A 21,354-nucleotide genomic window follows, 5' to 3' on the forward strand; every position below is an offset into this window, starting at 1 on the left:
GCCGCGCACCCAGATCCGCTCCATCGGCGTGACCGCGACCGGGTCGAGGATCCGCAGCTTCTCGGTGGCCGCCGCCCCCGCCGCCGGTCGAGGAGCCCGAACCGGAGCCGGAGACGACCACCCCGGAGCCGACGACGACCACACCGACCACCACGACGCGCGCCGGCCCGCGGCAGGTCACCTACTCGGTGACCGGCACTAAAGCCCCCGGCGACATCATCACGGTGACCTACATCGACGCCTCCGGGCGCCGGCGCACCCAGCGCAACGTCTACATCCCGTGGTCGATCACGCTCACGCCGATCTCGACGTCCGAGGTCGGCTCCGTCGAGGCGTCCAGCCTGTTCCGGGTCAGCAAGCTCAATTGCTCGATCACCGCCAACGACGGAACCGTACTGTCCTCCAACACCAACAACGCACCCCAGACGAGTTGCTGATGAGCCGAAAATTTGTCCCCACCCGGATCTCCCGATCGCCGGTCGACACCGACCGCATCCTCATCGGGGTGAGCGCGGTGATCTGGCTGGTCCTACTGGGCACCGGCGTCGCCGCGGTGGTGTCGCTGGTGAACCTGGGCCAGGGCAACAACCACAGCGAGGCGGTCCGCAGCGGACACACGCCGTGGCTGCTCTACGTCATCGCGGTCGTCTCCGCGCTGGTCATCCTCGCCGCCATCCCGGTGTTGCTGCGGGCCCGCCAGAACGCCGCCGCACCCGCGGTGACGCCGCGGCAGCCGGTGCGTCCCGACAAGTACCGCGCCGGCGTGGACAGCGGGGGAGCGGCCACCGAGAAGCTGCGGATCCTCGACCCGGTCGCGGTCACGCCGATGGAGCGGATCTGGGTGCGCGGCACCGTGCTGCTGGCCATCGCGGTGGGCGCGGCGCTGACCGCGGTGGCGATCGCCACCAACCTGATGGCCGTCGGCCGCGACGGCGTGGCCTGGGGCAGCTACGCGGTGGCGGGGCTGATCACCGCCGCGATGCCGGTGATCCCGTGGTTCTTCCTGCGTCAACTGCACGTACTGCTGGACCGAGAAACGGAGTGAGCTCGATGCCCCTGCCTCCCGGTTCCCTGTCCACCACCCGCCCGAGCTGGCGGGCGCGGGCGGCCTACTCGGTGGGCGTGCGCGCCATCGGGCCGCTGACCCGCCGGTACCTCTCCGAGGACGGCAAGGTGCCGATCGCCGACCGGATGGTCACCGTCGGCAAGGCGGTGGAGCGGCTCTCCCGAGCGCAGCGGCGCCGGCCGTTCGTCCGTCGGCTGCAGATCACCCGCGACACCGTCGACGGCGTCACCGTGGAGACCGTCCGGGCGCCCGGCTGCACCGCGTCGCTGGCCGAGGGTGCGCTGCTGTACTTCCACGGCGGCGGCTTCTTCCTGGGCAATCTGGACTCCCACCTGCAGACCGTGGCGATCCTGGCCGAACGCACCGGGTTGCCGGTGGTGCACGTCGACTACCGGCAGCATCCCGCGGTGCGGGTGGACGGCTCGGTGCAGGACTGTGTGACCGCCTACCGGTGGCTGCTGGAGCGTGGCGCCACGCCGCAGCGGGTGATCTTCGGTGGGGACTCGGCGGGCGGGTTCCTGGCCTTCGCCACCGCGCAGGCCGTCCGGCAGCAGGGCCTCGACGGCCCGGCCGGGGTGGTCGGGATCTCGCCGCTGCTCGACATCGACTGCGTCACCCGCAGCGAGCACGAGAATGCCTGGCGGGACCCGGTGATCTGGGCCGCGGCGCTGCCGCCGATCATGGCCTGCGCGCGCCCCGACGAGGGTATCGCCGACCCGTCGCCGGTGCACGGCGACCTCGAGGACTTCCCGCCGTCGCTGATCGTGGTGGCCGAGAGCGAGGCGCTGCGCTGCGACGCCGAGCGCATGCACGACGCCCTGGTGGCCGCCGGGCGGCCCTGCGCCCTGCGGGTGTGGCCGCGGCAGCTGCACGCCTTCCCGGCGGTGTTCCCGTTCCTGCCGGAGAGCAAGGCGGCCTTCGACGCCATCGCCCGGTTCATCCAGGAGCGTATCGCCGCCGCCGACGACCGCTGACCGCCGCGCGAACACCCGCTAACAGCCGCACACACACCCGCGAAAGAAGCGTCAGGGCGAGATCCGGAAAGGGATCCCGCCCTGACGCTGCACTCGTGATGTCGGCTAGCGCTGACCGTCCGGGTACTCGTCGTCCTGGTGGTCGCGCAGCGCGGTCAGGGCCCGCTGCTCGGCGGCGTGCTGGGCGTCGCGCAGGGCGCGGTCCTCGCTGACCGGGTCGGCGAACAGGAAGCTGCCGGTACCCGGCGCGCCGCCCGAGCCGAGCTTGTTCATCTTCTTCGGCACCGGCGCGCCCTGGTACTCCAGCGGGATGGGGTGGCCGTGCTCGTCGACCGGGCCCAACGGCTGGTGCATCTCGACGTAGGCGCCGTGCGGCAGCCGCTTGATGATGCCGGTCTCGACACCGTGCTCGAGCACCGCGCGGTCACTGCGCTGCAGCCCCACACACCAGCGGTAGGTCGCGAAGAACATGACCATCGGCAGCACCACCATGCCGATACGACCGATCCAGGTGGTCGCGTTCAGCGAGATGTGGAACTTCCAGGCGATGATGTCGTTCATCGCGGCCAGGGTGAGGATCATGTAGAAGGTGATCGCCATGACCCCCAGGCCGGTGCGCACCGGGACGTCGCGGGGACGCTGCAGCAGGTTGTGGTGGGCGGTGTCGCGGCTGAACCGCCGCTCCAGGAACGGGTAGACGGCCAGCAGACCGAAGACCAGCCCCATGATCAGCGCCACCCACACCGAGCTGGGAATCGTGTAGCCGGCGACGTAGATCTCCCAGGCCGGCCAGAGGCGGGCCAGACCCTCGGTCCACATCATGTAGAAGTCGGGCTGGCTGCCCGCGGAGATCTGCGACGGCTTGTACGGGCCGAGGTTCCAGATCCCGTTGATCTGCATCAGCCCACCCATCAGGCCGAGCACCCCGGTGGTCAGCGCGAAGAACGCACCGGACTTCACCGCGAACACCGGCATCACCCGCACGCCGACCACGTTGCGCTCGGTGCGGCCGGGGCCGGGGAACTGGGTGTGCTTCTGGAACCACACCAGCGCCAGGTGGACACCGATGAGGGCCAGGATGATGCCCGGCAACAGCAGGATGTGCAGGGCGTACAGGCGCGGGATGATGATGTCGCCGGGGAAGTCCCCACCGAACAGCGCCCAGTGCAGCCAGGTGCCGATCACCGGCATGCCCAGCGTGATCGACGACAGCGCGGCGCGCAGGCCGATCCCGGAGAGCAGGTCGTCGGGCAGCGAGTAGCCGAAGTAGCCCTCGAACATGGCCAGGATCAGCAGCAGCGAGCCGATGATCCAGTTGGCCTCCCGCGGCCGGCGGAACGCGCCGGTGAAGAACACCCGGGCCAGGTGCACCATGATCGCCGCGGCGAACATCAGCGCCGCCCAGTGGTGGACCTGACGCACGAACAGCCCGCCGCGCACCTCGAAGGAGATGTTCAGCGCCGTCTCGTAGGCCCGCGACATCTGCACGCCGCGCAGCGGCTGGTAGACGCCGTTGTAGGTGACCTCGGCCATCGACGGGTCGAAGAACAGGGTGAGGTACACCCCGGTGATCAGCAGCACCACGAAGCTGTACAGGGCGATCTCACCGAGCAGGAACGACCAGTGCGTCGGGAACACCTTGTTCAGCTGGCGGCGCAGCGCCGCCGACGGGTGGTAGCGGGAGTCGATGTCGTTGCCCTGCGCGGTGAGCAGGGCGCCGATCTTGGAGTTGTTGGTCGGACTCATGAGGAACGCTCCCAGAATGCCGGTCCCACGGGCTCCACGAAGTCGCCGTTGGCGACCAGATACCCGTTCTTGTCGATGGTGATCGGCAGCTGCGCCAGGGCGCGGGCGGCCGGGCCGAAGATTGGCTTGGCGAAGTGCAACGCGTCGAACTGCGACTGGTGGCACGGGCAGAGGATGCGGTAGGTCTGCTGCTCGTACAGCGACGACGGGCAGCCCAGGTGCGAGCAGATCTTGGTGTAGGCGAACAGCGACCCGAAGTTGAAGCTCTCCTGACCCTTGCGGTAGGTCACCCGCTCCATGTCGTTGGGCTTGATCCGGATCAGCATGACCGGGTTGCGCACACCCATGGTGATCGCGTGCAGCCGGTCCCGGGACTCCTCGGTGGTGCCGTCACCGTCGCTCTCGCGCCACGGGAAGACGGTCTCCATCCCGCCGGCGTCGATGTCCTCGGGGCGCATCTTGACGAACGCCCCGGGGCCGTGGGTGCCGGTGGAGCGGGTCAGGTAGATGGTCTCGCCGTGGTAGCGCGGCGTCCACCCCGAGGTCCACAGCTCGGCCTTCATCCCGTCGGCGGTCGGAACGACCGGCTTCCACGGGTTCTTGATGATGCCGCCCAGGCCGGCCACCACGGTGCCCAGCCCGAAGGCGCCGAAGCCGATCCCGACCGACAGGCCCAGCACCTTGCGGCGCCGGATCGTCGAACCCTCCAGCGCGTCGGTGAGGTTGGCGGCGACGGTCTTGCGGTCGATCTCCGCCGAGCCGTCGCCCTGACCGTCGTGCCGCTCCTGAACCGAGATCTCCTCGGGGATGAACTTCTTCTGGAACAGCACCGCGCCGATACCCAGGCACAGCACCGACATCCCGAAGGTGAACCCGTAGAGCGGGGTGGCGATGGAGTAGAGGAAGCCGCCGGGGTCGTCGACCGACTTGTACTCCCACGGCCAGAACAGGAACACCAGCAGCAGGGCGAGACCGAAGAACCCGGCCAGCAGGAACCACAGCGCCACCTGCCGTTCGGCGCGCTTCTCGGCGCGGGTGCCCTCGACCTGCCAGCGCGGCTCCTTGTAGACGGTCTCCACCCCGTCGAGCCGGCCGCCGAGCTCGACGAGCTCCTCGCGGGACATGGCGGCCAGCTCCGCGTCGTCGGGCCGGCCGGTGTTGTTGCTCTCGGTCATGCGCGTGCCCCGATCCACATTGCGACGCCGATGACGGCGACCATCCCAACAATCCACATCACCATGCCTTCGGGGGCGGGCCCGAAGCCGCCGAGGCCGACACCGCCGGGGTTGTGTTCGTCGGTGGAGCTCTTGACGTAGGCGATGATGTCGCGCTTCTCCTCGAACGGGATCTGCCGGTCGGAGAACTTGGGCATGTTCTGCGGGCCGGTCAGCATCGCGGCGAGGATCTGCTGCTCGCTGACACCGTCGAGGTTGGGCGCGTACTTACCGGAGGACAGCGAACCGCCCTTACCGGTGAAGTTGTGGCAGGACGCGCAGTTGAGCCGGAACAGGTCACCGCCGCGGCCGATGTCGTTGCCGCGCAGCGACTCCTGGGCGACGGTGCCGTCGGCGTTGCGGACCACCGCGGGGCCGCCGCCGTTGGCCGCGACGTAGGCGCCCAGCGCGTCGGTCTGGTGCTCGTCGAAGACCGGGTACTTGCGGGGGGCCTGGGCCTCACCGCGCACCGCCGGCATCCGGCCGGTCGACACCTGGAAGTACACCGCCGACTCGCCGACCCCGATCAGGCTCGGGCCGCGACCGTCGACGCCCTGCAGGTTCGCGCCGTGGCAGGACACACAGGAGGTGTCGAACAGGTCCTTGCCGGTGCGCAGCAGCGCCGAGGAGTCCTGGTCGGCCACCGCCACCTGCGGGCTCGGGGTGAGCAGGGCGGCCAGCCCGCCCGCCACCGTCAGCGCCATCAGCAGCAGCACCGCCGCGGACATGCGCCGGCGCAGCCGGCGTCGGGACCGATCGGAACCGGCCGACCGGGTGATACGCAGTGACTTCAACCGAACACTCCTGTTCGTCGGGTGGCTGCTCATCGAATGAAGTAGATCGTCGCGAACAGCGCGATCCACACGATGTCCACGAAGTGCCAGTAGTAGGAGACCACGATGCCCGCGGTGGCCTGCGCCGGGGTGAACTTGCTCATCTTGGTGCGGGCCAGCAGGAACAGGAAGGCGACGAGGCCGCCGATGACGTGCAGCCCGTGGAAGCCGGTGGTGATGTAGAAGACGCTGCCGTAGGCGCTGGACGAGATGGTGGTGCCGTGGTTGACCAGGTGGTAGTACTCGTAGCCCTGCCCGGCGACGAAGAAGGCGCCCATCAGGAAGGTGATCGTGTACCACCGGCGCAGCCCGAACACGTCGCCGCGCTCGGCGGCGAACACGCCCATCTGACAGGTGAACGACGAGGCGATCAGCACCAGCGTGACCGGCACGGCCTGCGCCAGGTTCAGCTCGGTGGGCGGCGGTGGCCACTGGTCGCCGCCCTGGGCGCGGGCGGTGAAGTACATCGCGAACAGTCCAGCAAAGAACATCAGCTCGCTGGAGAGCCACACAATCGTGCCCACACTGACCATGTTCGGCCGGTTCAGCGAATGCACGCGCGATGTGATGGCAGTACCTGAAGACCCAACAGCGCTCGTCACATCCGCAAGTATGACGTTATGTAGTTGTCAATCTCCACCCGGGTCGCCGATTTGGTCGCAAACCGGTCACACCCGGGCGGGTTTCAGCAGCTTCTCAGCGGCTTGACACCTCCGCGGCGTGCGGTGGGCGTGCGGCGTGTCGCCGTCCGGCATGCGACGATCGGCGCGTGGTGGCGTCATCTCAGCAGCATTCCGGTCCGTCCTCGGGAGCCGAACCCGGCTGGTCGTGGTCGCAGATCCTGGCCCGCACGACGACGGGTCAAGACCTGCAGCGCGGGCAGGCCGGCTGGGTGATGGAGCAGATCATGGCCGGCACCGCCACCCCGGCGCAGATCGCGGCGTTCGGCGTCTCGGTGAAGATGAAGGGTCCGACCGCCGCGGAGGTCGCCGAACTGGCCGACGTGATGCTGCACCACGCCCGCCGGATGCCCACCGAGGCGATCGGCACCGACACCGTCGACGTCGTCGGCACCGGCGGCGACGGGGTCAGCACGGTGAACCTGTCGACGATGGCGGCCATCGTGGTGGCCGCCGCCGGCGTGCCGGTGGTCAAGCACGGCAACCGGGCGGCGTCCTCGCTCTCCGGCGGCGCCGACACCCTCGAGGCGCTGGGGGTGCGCATCGACCTGCGGCCCGAGGACGTCGCCCGCAGCGTCGCCGAGGTGGGGATCGGGTTCTGCTTCGCCCCGCAGTTCCAGCCGTCCTACCGGCACGCGTCCGCGCCGCGCCGCGAGATCGGTGTGCCCACCGTGTTCAACCTGCTGGGCCCGCTGACCAACCCGGCCCGGCCCCGCGCCGGGCTGATCGGCTGCGCGTTCGCCGAGCTGGCGCCGGTGATGGCCGGCGTGTTCGCGGCCCGCCGCTCCAGCGTGCTGGTGGTCCACGGCGACGACGGGCTCGACGAACTGACCACCACCACGACGAGCACCATCTGGCGGGTGCAGGCCGGCACCGTGGAGAAGGTGACGTTCGACCCGGCCGGGTTCGGGTTCGCCCGCGCCGAGCTCGACCAGCTCGTCGGCGGCGACGCCGAAACCAACGCGGCCGAGGCGCGCGCGGTGCTGGCCGGGGTCGCCGGCCCGGTCCGCGACGCCGTCATCCTCAACGCCGCCGGGGCGATGGTCGCCCACACCGGCCTATCCAGCAGCGCCGAATGGCTGCCGGCCTGGGAGGACGGCCTGGCCCGCGCCACCGAGGCGATCGACAGCGGGGCCGCCGAACAGCTGCTCGCGCGTTGGGTGCGGTTCGGCCAGCAGCTCTGAGCGGTCGGCCACCGCGTCGCCGAGGGCCTGCTCGGCGGCGAGCCGCGCCGACCGGGCCGCGCCCGACCAGTCCGCCCACGCCCCCGCCGATCCCAGCGGAGTGGACCAGCCCGGCTCCTCGGCGCGCACGATGCGCACCCCCGGGCCGGCCAGCCAGCGGGCGATCAGCGCGGTCTCCTCGACCAGCGCCCCGCCCAGCGGCGCCGGTTCGGGCAGGACGGTCTGGGCGGCGGCGGTGATCGCCGCCACCACCGGCAGCGGCGGCACCCCGCGGGCCGCCGACCCGGCCGCCGCCAGCTGGCCGTGGCGGATCACCGCCAGCCGCCAGCCGCCGGCCCCGTCGGGGGCCGCGGCGACCAGTTCGGGCACCGCGGCCAGCGCCCGCAGCCGCTGCCCGCGCCAGAGCACCTCGACGGCGGCGGCCACCCGGTCGCGCAGCCGCGCGGCGCTTTCGTAGCGGTGGTCGGCGGCGAGCTCGGCGACGCGGCGCACCGCGGCGCCGATCGGGGTGCTGTCGGTGCCGTCGAGCAGGGCCGCCGCGCGGGCCACCGCCGCCGCGTACTGGGTGGCGCTGAGCCCCACCGTCGCCGGGCAGGGCGCGACCTCGCGCGGCGGGCAGGAGTGCACGGCGGCGCGGGCCAGCCGCGCGGTGCAGGTCCGCAGCCCGGTGAACCGGGCCAGCAGCGCCCCGGTCTCGGTGGCCTCGGCGCGGGAGCGGAACGGGCCCACCGCGCGGTCGTGGCGCGGGGAGCGCACCACCGACCAGCGCGGGAACGCCTCGTCGGTCAGGGTCAGCCACCACCACCGGCGCGGGAACTTCGACCGGCGGTTGTACGGCGGGGCGTGGGCGGCCAGCAGCCGCAGTTCCCGCACCCCGGCCTCCAGCGGATGGGCGCACTCGACGTGGTCGACCCGCCCGGCCAGGCCGACCATCTCGGTCATCCGGGAGCGCCGCTCCGCCCCGGTGAAGTACTGGCCCACCCGCCGGCGCAGGTCGGTGGCGGTGCCGATGTAGAGCACCTCCCCGGAGGCGGCGCGGAACAGATACACCCCCGGCCGGCGCGGCAGGTCCGCGGCGAGCACCCGCTTGCGGCGCTGGGCGGCCGGGACGGCGGGCAGGTAGTCCCGCAGCTCGGCGTAGCTGTGCACGCCCTGGTTGCCGACCCGCTCGATCAGCGCGTGCAGCACCTCCACGGTCGCGCGGGCGTCGTCGAGCGCGCGGTGGGTGGGCTGCACCGAGACGCCGAGCAGCCGGGACACCGCCGCCAGCCGCACGCTGGGGGCCTCGTCGCGGCTGAGCACCCGGCGGGCCAGCCGCACCGTGCACAGCACCGGCGGGCGCGGCCAGGCCAGCCCGCAGCCGGCGGCGGCGGCGCGCAGGAACCCCACGTCGAACCCGGCGTTGTGGGCCACCAGCACCGCGCCCCGCCCGAACTCGCTGAATTCCAGGAACGACGGCAGCACCGCCTCGATGGTCGGGGCGGTGCGCACCATGGCGGTGGTGATGCCGGTCAACTCCACGATCCGCGGCGGGATGCCGCGGCGCGGGTCGACCAGGGTGGCGAATTCGCCGAGGACCTCCCCGCCGCGCACCTTGACCGCGCCGATCTCGGTGATCGCGTCGGGCCGGTCCCCGGCGGCGCTGCCGCCGGTGGTCTCCAGGTCGACCACGACGAAGGTGGTCTCGGCCAGCGCGGTGTCGCCGGCCGCGTCGGCGTCGGCGCCCAGCCCGGGCAGGCTGAGCTGGGTCACCTCGGGGGGTGCGGGGAGGGCCACACTCACCGACGGTAGGCAACCGCTCGGACATCGCGGTGCGGCCACGCCGGGCGGGTTGTCGGTGGCCGCGGTTAGCGTGCCGGGCAACCGGACCGCAGCAACGAGAGGATCCCCCGTGGCCCATCCGCATCAGCCCACGCCCGCCGCGCCGTCGCCCCCACCGGCCGACGGCGCCCCGGTGCTCATCGACTGCGATACCTGCGCGGTGCGCGGCCCGGCCTGTCAGGACTGCGTGGTCAGCGTTCTGCTCGGGGTGCCGACCACGTTGCACGACGACGAGCGGGCGGCGCTGGACGTGCTCGCCGAAGCCGGCCTGGCGCCGCGGCTGCGGCTCGTGCCGATTCGGGACGGCGGCGAGTCTGGGGTAGCCTGACCGCGGCGTGTCTGTCCGCGGGGCGACGGCTGACTGATAGAGTTCCAGCCCTGGTAGACAGGGACGAGACCATTTCGTAACCTGTTCGAGATCAAAGTTCAATCGACGGTTCGGGGCCGTGGGGGGGCCGTGCCGTCGAGCGCAGTTGTGAGGATGCCATCGTGGTGCTCGACTGGATGCACAGGACCTTGCGCGCGACCCGGCGACCGGTCATCGGCGCCGTGGTGGGCCTCACCGTGCTGGCGGGCGCGCTGAGCGCCAGCGGGCACGCGGACCCCGCCGATGACGCTCTGACCAGGCTCAACGAGCTGTCGCGGCAGGCCGAGCAGACCACCGAGGCCATGCACAGCGCCCAACTCGACTACGACGAGAAGCTCGCCGCCCAGCAGGCCGCGGAACAGCAGCACGAGCAGGACCAGGCCGCCGTCGACGCCGCGCGCGAGCGCCTGGACTCCTACCAGAGCGCCGTCGACGGATTCGCCGCCACCATGTACATGGGCGGGCGCACCGACGGCTTCGACGCGATCATGACCGCCAACTCCCCGCAGGCCGTCATCGACAAGCTCTCCGTGCAGCAGGTCATGGGCACCGAGATGTCCACCCAGATGTCGCAGTACCGCACCGCGGGCCGGGAGGCCGCCGCCGCCGAGCAGGCCTCGGCGAAGTCGGCGGCCGACGCCAAGTCCGCCGCGGACCAGGCCGCCGAGGTGCGCGCCGGACTGATCAGCAAGCAGCGCGAGCTGCAGACCCAGATCGCCATCGTCAAGGCCCAGTACCAGGCGCTCACCCCGGTGCAGCGCACCGCGCTGGCCGACGTCGGAACGCCGCCCGAGGCGCTGCCCGCCCCGCCCGAGGCCGCGCCCGGCACCCCGCCGGACGCGCTGCTGCCCAACCTCGGCGGGGGTTCGGGGGCCGGCGCGGTCGCGGTGCAGGCGGCGCTGACCCGGGTCGGCTCGCCCTACTCCTGGGGCGGCTCCGGCCCCGGCGCGTTCGACTGCTCCGGGCTGGTGATGTGGGCCTTCCAGCAGGCCGGCATCTCGTTGCCGCATTCCAGCTATGCGATGGCCGCCGGCGGCCAGCCGGTCTCGCTGTCCGAGCTGCAGCCCGGCGACGTGCTCAGCTTCTACTCCGACGCGTCGCACGTCGGCCTCTACATCGGCGACGGGATGATCGTGCACGCCTCCACCTACGGGGTGCCGGTCGCGGTGGTGCCGATGACCGCCTCCGGCCCGATCTACAACGCCCGCCGTTACTGATCGTCGCGCCGCCGCGCTGGTGGCGCTGCTGCTGATCGAATTGGTCGCCGCCGCCGCGGTGCTGCTGCACCGCGCCGACGAGCCCGGCTCGCGCGCGGCCGAACCGGATGCGCTGCTGGTGGGGGACGGGCGCGCGGTCGAACTGCTCGGCGGCGGTACGGCCGCGACCGACGCGCTGCTGGCCCGGGTCGCCACCGAGATCGGGCCGGCCACCGCCGCCGTGGAAGAGTTCTGGGGGCTGGACTGGCCGCACCGCATCGTGATCGAGGCCACCGCCACGAACGCGCAGTTCCGCGCCGCGGTGGCCGCCCCGGTGGCCGCCGACACCGCGGCGGTGGCGATCGCCACCCGGGTCGACCCGGCCCGACGGCGTGCGGCGGGTCAGCGGATCGTGCTGGCGCCCGGGGCCGCCGCGATGAGCGCTGCGGCATTGCGAATCGTGCTGCGCCACGAACTGTTTCACTACGCCACCCGCGCGGTCACCGCGCTGGACGCCCCGCGCTGGCTGGTGGAGGGGGTCGCCGACTACGTGGCCCGCGAGACCGACCCGGCGGTGCCGCCCGGCGCCGAGCTGACCCTGCCCTCGGACGCCGAACTGGATACCCCCGGGCCGCACCGCAACACCGCCTACGACCGGGCCTGGTGGTTTTCCCGCTTCGTCGCCGACCGCTACGGGCCGCAGCGACTGCGCGACCTCTATGTGGCCGCCTGCGGCGTCGATCATGTCGGCCTGCCCGCCGCCGTGCGCGCCAGCCTGGGTGTCGAGTTGCCGCGGTTGCTCGCGCAGTGGCAGCGGTGGGCGACCGGTTAGCCTGCTGACGTGACCCGGGTACTGCTGGTAACCAACGACTTCCCGCCGCGGCCCGGCGGCATCCAGTCCTACCTGGAGCAACTGGTGGGTCGACTGGTCGGCGCCGGCGACCAGCAGGTCGTCGTCTACGCCCCGGCCTGGAAGGGCGACGCGGCCTACGACGCCGCGGCCGAGACCGCCGGGTACCCGGTGGTGCGCCACCCCGGAAGCCTGATGCTGCCGGTGCCCACGGTGGAGTCGCGGATGCGGGCGCTGATCGCCGAACACGAAATCGACACCGTCTGGTTCGGCGCGGCCGCGCCGCTGGCGCTGCTGGCCCCGGCCGCCCGGCGCGCCGGCGCCCGGCGGGTGCTGGCCAGCACCCACGGCCACGAAGTCGGCTGGTCGATGCTTCCGGTGGCCCGCTCGGTGCTGCGCCGCATCGGCGATCACACCGACACGGTCACCTTCGTCAGCCACTACACGCGCGGCCGGTTCGCCAGCGCATTCGGCCCGGCGGCGGCGCTCGAACACCTGCCGCCGGGGGTGGACACCGAGCGGTTCCGGCCCGACCCGGCCGCCCGGGCCGAGCTGCGGGCCCGCTACGGACTGGGGGAGCGGCCCACCGTGGTGTGCCTGTCCCGGCTGGTGCCGCGCAAGGGCCAGGACATGCTCATCCGGGCACTGCCGCAGATCCGCCGCCGCGTCGACGGGGCCGCGCTGGTCGTCGTCGGCGGCGGGCCCTACCGCGCCAAGCTGGCGCAGCTGGCCGAGCGCACCGGTGTCGGCGACCACGTCACGTTCACCGGCGGGGTCGCCGCGTCGGAGTTGCCCGCCCACCACGCCCTGGCCGACGTGTTCGCGATGCCGTGCCGCACCCGCGGGGCCGGGCTGGACGTGGAAGGGCTGGGCATCGTGTTCCTGGAGGCCTCGGCCACCGGCGTCCCGGTGGTCGCCGGCGACTCGGGTGGGGCCCCGGAAACGGTGCAGGACAACAAGACCGGCCTGGTGGTCGACGGCCGCGCCGTCGACCAGATCGCCGAGGCCGTCAGCGGGCTGCTGGCCGAGCCCGACCGGGCGGCCGCCATGGGCGCCGCCGGACGCGACTGGGTCAGCGCCCAGTGGCGCTGGGACGTGCTGACCGAGCGGCTGGCGGGCCTGCTGCGCGGGTGAGCGTTACCGGCGCCGGCCCGCGTCGGCGGCCTCGCCGTAGATCGCGGCGATCTCGTCGGCGAACTTCTCGGCCACCACCTTGCGCTTGACCTTCATCGTCGGGGTCAGTTCACCGGTCTCCTCGGTGAAATCACTCGGCAGGATCCGGAACTTGCGGATCGACTCGGCATGCGACACCGCGAGATTGGCCTGCTTGACCGCGGCGTCCACCTCCGCCAGCAGGTCCGGGTCGGTGGCCAGATCCGCCACGGTCGCTCCGCCGTCCTTGCTGTTGCGCTGCTTCCAGCCGTCGAACGACTCCGGGTCGATGGTGATCAGCGCGCCGACGAACGGCTTGGCGTCGCCGACGGCCATCGCCTGACTGATCAGCGGGTGCGCCCGCAACTGGTCCTCGAGCACCGAGGGGGCGACGTTCTTGCCGCCGGCGGTGACGATGATCTCCTTCTTGCGCCCGGTGATCGTCAAGAACCCGTCGTCGTCGATCGAGCCCAGGTCACCGGTCTTGAGCCAGCCGTCGGCGAACGTGTCGGCGGTGGCCTCCTCGTTGTTCCAGTAGCCGGTGAACACCACCCCGCCGCGCACCTGCAACTCGCTGTCCTCGGCGATGCGCATGCTGTTGCCCGGCAACAACTGTCCGACCGTGCCGACCTTCACCGCGCCGATCTGGTTGACGGTGATCGCCGCGCAGGTCTCGGTCATGCCGTAGCCCTCGTAGATGGTCAACCCGACCCCGCGGTAGAAGTGCCCCAGCCACTTACCCAGCGGCCCGCCGCCGGAGATCGACGCCCGGCAGTCGCCGCCGAGGGCGTCGCGCAGCTTGTGGTAGACCAGCCGGTCGAACAGGGCGTGCTTGGCGCGCAACCACAGTCCCGGCCCGCCCTCGTCGAGCGACTTGCTCCAGGCCACCGCCGTGTCGGCGGCGGCGCTGAAGATGCGCCCCTTGCCGCCGTCCGCGGCGTTCTGCGCGGCGGTGTTGTAGACCTTCTCGAACACCCGCGGCACCGAGACCACCACGGTCGGTTTGAACGTGGCGAACAGCGGAACCAGGTTCTTGATGTCGCTGGTGAACCCGACGGTGACCTTGTTGACGAACGCGGCCAACGTGATCGAGCGGGCGAAGACGTGCGCCATCGGCAGGAACGTCAGCATCCGGGCGTCCTCGCTCAACAGCGACGGCAGCACCGCCTTGGCGCCGCGCGCCTCATAGACCAGGTTGGCGTGGGTGAGCTGGCAGCCCTTGGGCCGGCCGGTGGTGCCCGAGGTGTAGATCAGCGTGGCCAGATCCGTCGAGCGCACCGCCGACAGCCGGCTGGCCACCTCCGCGGAGTCGACCTGCGCGCCCGCCTCGGCCAGCCGGGTGAACGCCGGGGTCTCGGCGCCGTCGATGACCAGGGTCTCCTTGAGCGCGGTGCCCTCCCCGGCGGCGTCGGCCACCGTCGCGGCATGCTGGTCGGTCTCGGCGACCACCAGCACCGCACCGGAATCCCGTAGCACCCAGTTGACCTGGTGGGTGGAGGAGGTTTCGTAGATCGGCACCAGCACCGCGCCGACGGCCAGGATCGCCAGGTCCACCAGCACCCACTCGTAGCGGGTCGCCGAGAGCAATCCCACCCGGTCGCCGGGCTGCACCCCCAGACCGATCAGCCCGCGGGCCAGCGTGCGGACCTGGTCGGCGGCCTCGGCGCAGGTGACGTCGGTCCAGGCGCCGTCGACCTGGCGTTGGAAGATCACCTCGTCGGGATTGTCGCGTTCGTGGTCGAAGATCGCAGTCGCGAGCGTGTCGCGGTCGTCGACCGGGAACGACGCCGGAACAGTGAATTCACGCACTTTGCTGACCTCTCCAACATCGTGGCGGGCGGTTCGCCGTCCACCCTAGACCGCGCCGGTGTGACTGGGTTCACCTCCGCCGTTAACGACGGCCGCGGCGGTATGTGAAGCTAGGGCGGTGCACAGCATCCAGGTCGCCGACGAGACGTTCATCGCCGCCGACGCCGCCACGGTCGGCGCGGCCGTCGGCGACCGCGCCAACTGGCGACGGTGGTGGCCGGATCTGCTGCTGCAGGTCGTCGAGGACCGGGGGGAGCTGGGGGTGCGGTGGACGGTGAGCGGCCCGCTCACCGGCACCATGGAGATCTGGCTGGAACCCTGCCTCGACGGGGTGCTACTGCACTATTTCCTGCACGCCGAACCCAGCGGCGCGGCGGCCTGGCAGCTGGCCCGGATGAACCTGCCCGCGCTGACCCACCGGCGTCGCGTCGCGGGCAAGGCCATGTCGTTCGAACTCAAACAGACCCTGGAGGCCGACCGGCCGATCGGCGTCGCTCCGCGGGCCTGACCGACCCCGTCGGACCGCGCCCTGGCCGACCCGGCGGCGGGCGCGGCAGGGTAGGTTCTTGCCTGGGGGAGTACAGGCGTAGCGAGCAGGAAGCATTTTCGTGACGGACAAGACGGCGCAGACCATCTACATCGAGGCCGAACCCGCAGCGGTGATGGCTGTCATCGCCGACATCGGCTCCTACCCCGAATGGGTTTCGGAGTACAAGCAGGCCGAGGTGTTGGAGGCCGACGCGGACGGCTACCCGAAACAGGCCCGGCTGCAGTTGGACGCCGCGGTCATCAAAGACACCATGGTGCTGTCTTACGACTGGCCCGCCGACCGCAACTCGGTGCGCTGGTCGCTGGTCTCCAGTTCGCTGCTCAAGGCGCTCGAGGGCGCGTACCTGTTGCGCCCCAAGGGTTCCGGCACCGAGGTCACCTACGAACTGTCGGTGGACCTGATGGTGCCGATGATCGGCCTGCTCAAGCGCAAAGCGGAGCGCCGGCTGACCGACACCGCGCTGAAGGACCTGAAGAAACGAGTCGAGGCTGAGTGAGAACGCCACGGCCCCGGCGTCCGGCCCGGCCCGCATCAGCCTGTTCGTCGGCAAGGGTGGAGTAGGCAAGTCCACCCTCGCCGCGGCGACCGCGGTGCGCGACGCCGCCGCCGGCGAACGGGTGTTGCTGGTCTCCACCGACCAGGCGCATTCGCTCGGCGACGTGCTCGGTGTGGCGGTGGCCCCGACCGGACGCCGCGATCCGGTCCGGGTTCGTCTCGACGACGGTGTCGAGGACGTCGGCTCCCTCGACGCGCTCGCCCTGGACACCCTGGCGCTGCTGGCGGACCGGTGGCGGCAGCTGGCCGCGGCGCTGGCCGCCCGCTTCCCCGACTCCGAACTGGGAACCCTGGCGCCGGAGGAACTGTCGGCGCTGCCCGGCGTGCAGGAGGTGCTCGGGCTGCACGAGGTCGGCGAGCTGGCGGAGTGCGGCCGCTGGGACCACGTCGTGGTGGACTGCGCCTCGACCGCCGACGCGCTGCGGATGCTGACCCTGCCGGGCACCTTCGCGCTGTATGCGGAACGGGCCTGGCCGCGGCACCGCAGGCTGACCGCCGCCGACGGTGCGACCGCCGCGATCGCGCTGCTGCTCGAAGGGCTGTCGGCGGGGGCGGAACGACTCACCGCGCTGCTCACCGATGGTGAGCGGGTCGGCGCGCACCTGGTCCTCACCGCCGAACGGGTGGTGGCCGCCGAGGCGGCGCGCACCCTGGGCTCGCTGGCCCTGATGGGGGTGCGGATCGAGGAACTTATCGTCAACCAGGTTCTGCTGCAAGACGATTCGTACGAATACCACAACCTGCCCGCCCATCCCGCCTTCGACTGGTACGCCGAGCGCATCGCCGAGCAGCGCGCGGTGCTCGAGGAGCTGGACAACACGATCGGCGACGTCGCGCTGGTGCTGGCCCCGCACCTGGCCGGCGAGCCGATCGGCCCCAAGGCGCTGGCGGATCTGCTCGCCGCGATCCGGCGCCGGGACGGGTCGGCCCCGCCGGGCCCGCTGCGGCCGACGGTGGACCGCGAATCGGGATCGGGATTGGGGTCGGTGTACCGGCTGCGTCTAGAGTTGCCTCAGGTCGACCCCGGCACGTTGAAACTGGGCCGGGTCGGTGACGACCTGATCATCGGTGCCGGCGGTATGCGGCGGCGGGTCCGACTCGCCTCGGTGCTGCGGCGGTGCACGGTGATCGACGCGGCACTGCGCGGCACGGAGCTGACGGTGCGTTTCCGACCGAACCCGGAGGTGTGGCCCAAATGACCGGCGTGCACCCCGACCTCGGTGAGCTCGGCCCCGAACTGCGGCGCATCGCCCGGGCCGTCCTCGACGGCGTCGACCCGACGCTGCGGGCGGTGGCCGCCGCCGCCGTCGCGGGGGATCCCGGCAAATGCCAGCAGGTGTGGTGCCCGGTGTGCGCGCTGGCCGCGCTGGCCGGCGGCGAACAGCACCCGCTGCTCGACGTGATCGCCGAGCACAGCGTGGCGCTGCTGACGGTCATCCGCGCCATGGTCGACAACTCCGGGGCCGGGCCGGTCGACGGCGCGCCGGTGGGCGAGGAGCGGGCCCGGACCGGCTACCAACACATCCCGGTGGACGTCGAAGAGTAATCCACAGGTGGCCGGTACCCGCCCGGCGAGTAAAGTTGACCCGCAGAGCACGTGTCGGCGGACGGGCGAATCGGGAGGGGCCATGTGGTACTGGCTATTCAAGTACATCTTCATGGGCCCGCTGCTGAGCCTGCTGGGCCGCCCGAAGGTGGAAGGCCTCGAGCACGTCCCGCCGTCGGGGGCGGCGATTCTGGCCAGCAACCACCTGGCCGTCGCGGACAGCTTCTACCTGCCGCTGGTGGTGCGCCGGCGCATCACGTTCCTGGCGAAAGCGGAGTACTTCACCGGCACCGGCGTCAAGGGCTGGTTCACCCGGTGGTTCTACAGCGTCTCCGGGCAGGTGCCCATCGACCGCACCAGCGCCGACGCCGCGCAGGCCGCCCTGGACACCGCCAAGCGGCTGCTGGAGGAGGGCAAACTGCTCGGCATGTACCCGGAGGGCACCCGCTCACCGGACGGCCGGCTCTACAAGGGCAAGACCGGCCTGGCCCGGCTGGCGCTGGAGACCGGCATCCCGGTGATCCCGGTCGCCATGATCGGCACCGACGTGGTCAACCCACCCGGCAGCAAGATGTGGCGCTTCGGGCGGGTCACCGTCCGGTTCGGCAAGCCGATGGACTTCTCCCGCTTCGACGGGCTCGGCGGTAACCGGTTCATCGAGCGGGCCGTCATCGACGAGGTGATGTACGAGCTGATGGGCCTGTCCGGGCAGGAGTACGTCGACATCTACGCGGCCAGCATCAAAGACGGCAGCCAGCAGGCCCCGGTCGATCAGATCGGCGACCGGATCTCCGAGCAGGCGGCCGGGTAGGGCGCACCGGCGACGCGCCGGGTCGAGCGCCGCTGCCCAAGACGCCCGGAGCGGACTACGTTGCACACATGCGCGACTGGTTGCAGCACGACATCATCGACGGCGGCCGGCTGCCGCTGTTGTGCTGCCTGATCGCGTTTCTGCTGACCTTTCTCATCACCCGGTTCACGGTGCGCTACATCCGCAGCCGGCCCCCCAGCGCCGCCCCGCCCAAGTGGTGGCAGCCGCGCAACATCCACATCGGCAGCGTCCACATCCACCACGTCGTCTTCGGGGTGGTGCTCGTGCTGATCTCCGGGGTCGCCCTGGTCACCGGCGCCGTCGAGGGCGGGGAGGCGCTGATCATCGTCGCCTCGATCGGGTTCGGCATCGGTGCGGCGCTGGTGCTCGACGAGTACGCGCTGCTGCTGCACCTGGCCGACGTGTACTGGGAGGAGGACGGCCGGGCCTCGGTGGACGCGGTGTTCGCCGCCGGCGCGGTGGCCGGCCTGCTGGTGCTGGGGTTCCACCCGCTGACCTTCCTGCTGTCGATCTGGCACGACACGGCGTCGCTGTGGGTGCGCGCCGGGGTGTTCTCCAGCCTGGTGCTCGCCCTGCCGCTGGCGGTGATGGTGCTGTTCAAGGGCAAGGTGTGGACCGGCTTGAGCGGCATGTTCTTCTACCCGCTGCTGGTGGTCGGGGCGGTCCGGCTGTCCCGCCCGCACGCCCCCTGGGCGCGGTGGCGCTACGTGGACCGCCCGGAGAAGATGCGCCGGGCGATGGAGCGGGAACGCTGGCTGCGCCGCCCGGTGGTGCAGGTCAAGCTGTGGCTGCAGGACGCCATCGCCGGCCGGCCGCAGGTTCCCGACGACACCGCCGTCGACGCCGAACTCGACCGGGAGGTGCGGGCGGCCGCGGCGCCCACCATGCCGATCACGTTGCCGCGGATCGTGCGGGTCGCCGCGGCGGACGCCGCGTCGCCGGGCCCGCAGCGCCGGGAACAGGACGCCCGCGCCGCGGCGGCACCGACCATGCCGATCCAGGTCTACCGGCGCCGGCCACCCGGCGGGTACCGGCGGTGACGTCGCGGTGAGGTACTTCTACGACACCGAGTTCATCGAGGACGGACGCACCATCGAGCTGGTCTCGATCGGGGTGGTCGCCGAGGACGGCCGCGAGTACTACGCGGTGTCCACCGAGTTCGACCCGGAGCGGGCCGGCCGCTGGGTGCGCACCCACGTGCTGCCCAAGCTGCCGTCCCCGGCGGCGAAGGTGTGGCGCTCCCGCAGCCAGATCCGCGCCGACCTGGAGGAGTTCTTCGGCCTGGACGCCCGCGACGGCGCCGAGCCGATCGAGCTGTGGGCCTGGATCGGTGCCTACGACCACGTGGTGCTGTGTCAGCTGTGGGGGACGATGCCCGAACTGCCCGCGGCGATGCCGCGGTTCACCCACGAGCTGCGCCAGCTCTGGGAGGACCGCGGCCGCCCCGAGCTGCCGCCGCGGTCACCGGACGCGCACGACGCCCTGGTCGACGCCCGTGACCAGCGTCACCGCTACGCGGTCATCACCGGTGCCGCACCCGGCTGACCCGATCGGTGTCGCGCGGACCCGGTTACCATGAACAGGTGAACTGGACCGTTGACGTACCGATCGAGCAGCTGCCCACGCTGCCGCCGCTCTCCACGGAGTTGCGGGCCCGGCTGGACGCGGCGCTGGCCAAACCGGCCGCCCAGCAGCCCAGCTGGCCAGCCGACCAGGCCGCCGCCATGCGCACCGTGCTGGAGAGCGTGCCGCCGATCACCGTGCCCGCCGAGGTGGCCCGGCTGCACGACCAGCTGGCGCAGGTGGCCCGCGGCGAGGCGTTCCTGCTGCAGGGCGGGGACTGCGCGGAGACGTTCGTCGACAACACCGAACCGCACATCAAGGCCAACATCCGCACCCTGCTGCAGATGGCGGTGGTGCTCACCTACGGCTCCAGCATGCCGGTGGTCAAACTCGCCCGCATCGCCGGTCAGTACGCCAAGCCGCGCTCGGCCGACGTCGACGCGCTCGGGCTGAAGTCCTACCGCGGCGACATGGTCAACTCGCTGGTCGCCGACGCGGCGGCCCGTGAACACGACCCCTCCCGGCTGGTGCGGGCCTACGCCAACGCCAGCGCGGCGATGAACCTGGTGCGCGCGCTGACCTCGTCGGGGCTGGCGTCGCTGAACCTGGTGCACGACTGGAACCGCGAGTTCGTGCGCACCTCCCCGGCCGGCGCCCGCTACGAGGCGCTGGCCAACGAGATCGACCGCGGCCTGAAGTTCATGGACGCCTGCGGGGTGGCCGACCGCAACCTGCAGACCGCCGAGATCTACGCCAGCCACGAGGCGCTGGTGCTCGACTACGAGCGGGCCATGCTGCGGCTCTCCGAGGACGACCAGGGCGGGCAGACCCTCTACGACCTCTCGGCGCACTACCTGTGGCTGGGTGACCGCACCCGCCAGATCGACGGGGCGCACATCGCCTTCGCCGAGGTGGTGGCGAACCCGATCGGGGTCAAGCTGGGCCCGTCGGTCTCCCCGGAGCTGGCGGTGGAATACGTCGAGCGCCTCGACCCGCACAACAAGCCGGGCCGGTTGACGCTGGTCAGCCGGATGGGCAACGCGAAGGTGCGTGACCTGCTGCCGCCGATCATCGAGAAGGTGCAGGCCACCGGCCACCAGGTGATCTGGCAGTGCGACCCGATGCACGGCAACACCCACGAGGCCTCCACCGGTCACAAGACCCGGCACTTCGACCGGATCGTCGACGAGGTGCAGGGCTTCTTCGAGGTGCACCGCGAGCTGGGCACCCACCCCGGCGGCATCCACGTCGAGATCACCGGCGAAGACGTCACCGAGTGCCTCGGTGGGGCGCAGGACATCTCCGACGCCGACCTCGGCGGACGCTACGAGACCGCGTGTGACCCGCGGTTGAACACCCAGCAGTCGCTGGAGTTGGCGTTCCTGGTCGCCGAGATGCTGCGCGACTGACCCGACC

General features: G+C 71.7%; 20 protein-coding genes and 2 pseudogenes. 16 read left to right on the top strand and 6 right to left on the bottom strand.

Annotation, left to right across the window (positions count from 1 at the left end):
• Positions 1-68: 68 nt before the first annotated feature.
• The 3 genes and pseudogenes from A5643_RS01785 to A5643_RS01795 all read left to right on the top strand — a co-directional run.
• A pseudogene (locus tag A5643_RS01785) lies at positions 69-437 on the top strand (MmpS family transport accessory protein); the annotation flags it as partial.
• Positions 437-1,045: a DUF2561 family protein gene (locus tag A5643_RS01790; protein ID WP_066851348.1), complete on the top strand. Its 609-nt coding sequence runs from the start codon at positions 437-439 to the stop codon at positions 1,043-1,045. The pseudogene A5643_RS01785 and the gene A5643_RS01790, both read left to right, overlap by 1 nt.
• A 5-nt stretch (positions 1,046-1,050) precedes the next feature.
• Entirely contained in the window at positions 1,051-2,040 is a 990-nt protein-coding gene (locus A5643_RS01795) for an alpha/beta hydrolase (protein ID WP_156628447.1), read from the top strand.
• A 105-nt stretch (positions 2,041-2,145) separates the two neighbouring features.
• On the opposite strand, the gene qcrB is transcribed toward A5643_RS01795, so the two are convergent.
• Genes qcrB through ctaE form a run of 4 tightly spaced genes read right to left on the bottom strand, consistent with a single transcriptional unit; the run spans position 2,146 to position 6,435 of the window.
• Positions 2,146-3,786 carry a cytochrome bc1 complex cytochrome b subunit gene (gene qcrB / locus A5643_RS01800; protein ID WP_066851353.1) on the bottom strand — a complete coding sequence of 547 codons (1,641 nt, stop codon included), beginning with the start codon at positions 3,784-3,786 and terminating at the stop codon, positions 2,146-2,148.
• Positions 3,783-4,961: a cytochrome bc1 complex Rieske iron-sulfur subunit gene (gene qcrA, locus A5643_RS01805; protein ID WP_066851357.1), complete on the bottom strand. Its 1,179-nt coding sequence runs from the start codon at positions 4,959-4,961 to the stop codon at positions 3,783-3,785. Before qcrA ends, qcrB begins: the two co-directional genes overlap by 4 nt.
• Positions 4,958-5,827 carry a cytochrome bc1 complex diheme cytochrome c subunit gene (gene qcrC, locus A5643_RS01810; protein WP_082948662.1) on the bottom strand — a complete coding sequence of 290 codons (870 nt, stop codon included), beginning with the start codon at positions 5,825-5,827 and terminating at the stop codon, positions 4,958-4,960. Before qcrC ends, qcrA begins: the two co-directional genes overlap by 4 nt.
• A complete protein-coding gene (gene ctaE, locus A5643_RS01815; protein WP_066851361.1) occupies positions 5,824-6,435 on the bottom strand; it encodes an aa3-type cytochrome oxidase subunit III in 612 nt (203 codons plus the stop codon). Before ctaE ends, qcrC begins: the two co-directional genes overlap by 4 nt.
• Positions 6,436-6,602: 167 nt before the next feature.
• Between ctaE and trpD the strand changes: the two genes are divergently transcribed.
• Complete coding sequence (gene trpD, locus A5643_RS01820; RefSeq protein ID WP_082948663.1) at positions 6,603-7,697, top strand: anthranilate phosphoribosyltransferase; 1,095 nt, start codon at positions 6,603-6,605, stop codon at positions 7,695-7,697.
• Here the strand turns inward: trpD and A5643_RS17585 are convergent.
• Positions 7,635-9,518: pseudogene (locus A5643_RS17585) on the bottom strand (DEDD exonuclease domain-containing protein); the annotation flags it as partial. The gene trpD and the pseudogene A5643_RS17585 sit on opposite strands and share 63 nt — an antisense overlap.
• A 70-nt stretch (positions 9,519-9,588) precedes the next feature.
• Between A5643_RS17585 and A5643_RS01825 the strand changes: the two are divergent.
• The 4 genes from A5643_RS01825 to A5643_RS01840 all read left to right on the top strand — a co-directional run bounded on the left by A5643_RS01825 (position 9,589) and on the right by A5643_RS01840 (position 13,065).
• Entirely contained in the window at positions 9,589-9,846 is a 258-nt protein-coding gene (locus A5643_RS01825; protein ID WP_066851363.1) for a hypothetical protein, read from the top strand.
• Positions 9,847-10,022: 176 nt separating this feature from the next.
• Entirely contained in the window at positions 10,023-11,102 is a 1,080-nt protein-coding gene (gene ripC, locus A5643_RS01830) for a peptidoglycan hydrolase RipC (protein WP_066851570.1), read from the top strand.
• Between the two features lie 25 nt (positions 11,103-11,127).
• Complete coding sequence (locus tag A5643_RS01835) at positions 11,128-11,913, top strand: hypothetical protein (protein WP_082948677.1); 786 nt, start codon at positions 11,128-11,130, stop codon at positions 11,911-11,913.
• 9 nt (positions 11,914-11,922) lie between these two features.
• Positions 11,923-13,065, top strand: coding sequence for a glycosyltransferase family 4 protein (locus tag A5643_RS01840; RefSeq protein WP_066851365.1), 1,143 nt, complete (start codon positions 11,923-11,925; stop codon positions 13,063-13,065).
• A gap of 3 nt (positions 13,066-13,068) precedes the next feature.
• On the opposite strand, the gene A5643_RS01845 is transcribed toward A5643_RS01840, so the two are convergent.
• Positions 13,069-14,892, bottom strand: a complete 1,824-nt coding sequence (locus A5643_RS01845; RefSeq protein ID WP_066851366.1) for an AMP-dependent synthetase/ligase — start codon at positions 14,890-14,892, stop codon at positions 13,069-13,071.
• A 118-nt stretch (positions 14,893-15,010) separates the two neighbouring features.
• Here A5643_RS01845 and A5643_RS01850 point away from each other — a divergent pair, with 118 nt between their 5' ends.
• From A5643_RS01850 to A5643_RS01885, 8 genes are all read left to right on the top strand, one after another.
• Positions 15,011-15,400: a polyketide cyclase / dehydrase and lipid transport gene (locus tag A5643_RS01850; RefSeq protein ID WP_066851367.1), complete on the top strand. Its 390-nt coding sequence runs from the start codon at positions 15,011-15,013 to the stop codon at positions 15,398-15,400.
• Between the two features lie 100 nt (positions 15,401-15,500).
• The gene (locus A5643_RS01855; protein ID WP_066851368.1) at positions 15,501-15,938 is read left to right on the top strand and encodes an SRPBCC family protein; all 438 of its coding nucleotides are present in this window, start codon (positions 15,501-15,503) and stop codon (positions 15,936-15,938) included.
• Positions 15,931-17,196: an ArsA family ATPase gene (locus tag A5643_RS01860; RefSeq protein ID WP_066851373.1), complete on the top strand. Its 1,266-nt coding sequence runs from the start codon at positions 15,931-15,933 to the stop codon at positions 17,194-17,196. The genes A5643_RS01855 and A5643_RS01860 overlap by 8 nt, the downstream gene beginning before the upstream one ends.
• Positions 17,193-17,543, top strand: a complete 351-nt coding sequence (locus A5643_RS01865; RefSeq protein WP_066851375.1) for a hypothetical protein — start codon at positions 17,193-17,195, stop codon at positions 17,541-17,543. The genes A5643_RS01860 and A5643_RS01865 overlap by 4 nt, the downstream gene beginning before the upstream one ends.
• An 82-nt stretch (positions 17,544-17,625) precedes the next feature.
• The gene (locus tag A5643_RS01870; protein ID WP_066851377.1) at positions 17,626-18,354 is read left to right on the top strand and encodes a lysophospholipid acyltransferase family protein; all 729 of its coding nucleotides are present in this window, start codon (positions 17,626-17,628) and stop codon (positions 18,352-18,354) included.
• 68 nt (positions 18,355-18,422) lie between these two features.
• Positions 18,423-19,415, top strand: coding sequence for a threonine/serine exporter family protein (locus A5643_RS01875; protein WP_066851384.1), 993 nt, complete (start codon positions 18,423-18,425; stop codon positions 19,413-19,415).
• 7 nt (positions 19,416-19,422) lie between these two features.
• Complete coding sequence (locus A5643_RS01880) at positions 19,423-19,920, top strand: polyadenylate-specific 3'-exoribonuclease AS (protein ID WP_066851386.1); 498 nt, start codon at positions 19,423-19,425, stop codon at positions 19,918-19,920.
• Positions 19,921-19,958: 38 nt separating this feature from the next.
• Entirely contained in the window at positions 19,959-21,347 is a 1,389-nt protein-coding gene (locus A5643_RS01885) for a class II 3-deoxy-7-phosphoheptulonate synthase (RefSeq protein WP_066851388.1), read from the top strand.
• Positions 21,348-21,354: the final 7 nt, after the last annotated feature.

Origin of the sequence: Mycobacterium sp. 1274756.6 (assembly GCF_001668625.1) — a bacterium.
Lineage (GTDB): Bacteria > Actinomycetota > Actinomycetes > Mycobacteriales > Mycobacteriaceae > Mycobacterium.

What these genes read in the sequence shown, in the direction of transcription:
- A5643_RS01790 (WP_066851348.1), top strand. Translation starts at nt 437, where the DNA reads ATGAGCCGAAAATTTGTCCCCACCCGGATCTCCCGATCGCCGGTCGAC.
- A5643_RS01795 (WP_156628447.1), top strand. Translation starts at nt 1,051, where the DNA reads ATGCCCCTGCCTCCCGGTTCCCTGTCCACCACCCGCCCGAGCTGGCGG.
- qcrB (WP_066851353.1), bottom strand. Translation starts at nt 3,786, where the DNA reads ATGAGTCCGACCAACAACTCCAAGATCGGCGCCCTGCTCACCGCGCAG.
- qcrA (WP_066851357.1), bottom strand. Translation starts at nt 4,961, where the DNA reads ATGACCGAGAGCAACAACACCGGCCGGCCCGACGACGCGGAGCTGGCC.
- qcrC (WP_082948662.1), bottom strand. Translation starts at nt 5,827, where the DNA reads ATGAGCAGCCACCCGACGAACAGGAGTGTTCGGTTGAAGTCACTGCGT.
- ripC (WP_066851570.1), top strand. Translation starts at nt 10,023, where the DNA reads ATGCACAGGACCTTGCGCGCGACCCGGCGACCGGTCATCGGCGCCGTG.
- A5643_RS01865 (WP_066851375.1), top strand. Translation starts at nt 17,193, where the DNA reads ATGACCGGCGTGCACCCCGACCTCGGTGAGCTCGGCCCCGAACTGCGG.
- A5643_RS01870 (WP_066851377.1), top strand. Translation starts at nt 17,626, where the DNA reads ATGTGGTACTGGCTATTCAAGTACATCTTCATGGGCCCGCTGCTGAGC.
- A5643_RS01875 (WP_066851384.1), top strand. Translation starts at nt 18,423, where the DNA reads ATGCGCGACTGGTTGCAGCACGACATCATCGACGGCGGCCGGCTGCCG.